Annotated in this window: 2 protein-coding genes; both read right to left on the reverse strand. The window is 48.4% G+C overall.

Annotated elements, in window-relative coordinates; translation table 11 throughout:
- On the reverse strand, positions 1 to 938 hold a 938-nt coding region (locus BG32_RS08200; protein WP_121526664.1), incomplete at its 3' end, for a 2Fe-2S iron-sulfur cluster-binding protein.
- A gap of 105 nt (positions 939 to 1,043) precedes the next feature.
- On the reverse strand, positions 1,044 to 1,350 hold a 307-nt coding region (locus BG32_RS08205; protein WP_310793879.1), incomplete at its 5' end, for a vitamin B12 dependent-methionine synthase activation domain-containing protein.

Genomic DNA, 1,350 nt, shown 5'->3' on the forward strand with positions numbered 1-1,350 from the left:
CCGGTGAATGCCGGTATGAAAGGTGAGGAAGCGATTCTCTCAGGGCTTATTCCGAGAAGGATGTGGATCATCGTCGTGTTTCCCACTATCGAAGTGTCGTATATCCTTTCCTTCGATACTGCGCTTTCTCTACAAAGATCGTCGATTAGCTTGTTCAGTGTGGTAAGAACTGCCGCTCTCAGTTCATCGACTCCTTCGGCTCTCTTTATTGTGTAATCAATCCTGGAAATGACATCCTGGCCATATGAAGACTGGGGATTTGGGGCAGATCGAACAGCAAGAATCTCTCCCGATTTGAGATCCGCCAGGTAAACTGCGAGAGTTGTCGTGCCGATGTCGATAGCGACACCGAAGATCCCACTTTTGTCAGAGAAAGGTAGTATGTCTATTACTTCGCTTCCGTACATGACGGCCCGGCCTCTGTAATCTATCTCCCTAATAATACGGGGAAGTTTTCTAAGAAGATTCAGTCTGTCAATCCGGGGCTTTTCTGTAACGAGAGCACTGATAAGCCTTGAGTAGTCTGAAGCCTGGTCATGGATATTCGGCTTTGAAAGAGAAAACTCTTCGAGTCTAACCAATGGGGATACCTCTCGCATCAAGGCCTTCGGAAGAGGTGGTTTGGAAAGTTCATTATCCAACACCGGATCCTCCGTTCTAACTTTGACATCGGTCATGACTTTGAACTGGCAGCTCAGCCTGTATCCGGCTGCAATCTCGTCGCGTGTCAGAAGTCTTGACTCGGTAAGGGTGAGCGGGAAGGCCTCGCTTCCTTCAGCTACAAGGGCCTTGCACTTTCCGCAGTTCCCCCTTCCCCCGCATATGGCACTTATGGGCTGCGACTCCCTTCTCAAAACATCGAGCAGAATCTCGCCTCTCTTTGCCGTCAATGTTCTTTGCGAAGGCAGGAATATGACCTTATGCACAGTTTCTTTCATTGTCTTTCTTCTCTCCTCATCTGTATCCTCGATTATATCTGGCCTATCCCTTCACTCGATAGCTCCACTGCAGCGGGCTCTTTCCTGCGGCGAGATTTGGCTATTCTATTCAAGGGAGTTCCTCAGCTTCTCATCATATGGGGCACTTCTGTAATGACAGTTAACCCTTCTGCAAACCATGCAGCTCCTGTAATCCTTCTTGGATCGAAATGCGATCCCTGAAATCGACTTCGTCGGAATCATGAGAAGAGATTCCTTCAGCTCGACCCCAATTTCCTCCTTCACATTTCCAATCAAGGAAAACAACTCCTTCTGCTGCTGCAAAGGCCAGATTTCCGCATCTCCCGAACCCGGAGACATCCAGACTAGATTCTCGATCAGGTTGTTCCTTGAAATCTCCCTTCTCATGAAT

It is taken from the genome of Mesotoga sp. HF07.pep.5.2.highcov (assembly GCF_003666285.1).
Taxonomy (GTDB): Bacteria; Thermotogota; Thermotogae; order Petrotogales; family Kosmotogaceae; genus Mesotoga; species Mesotoga prima.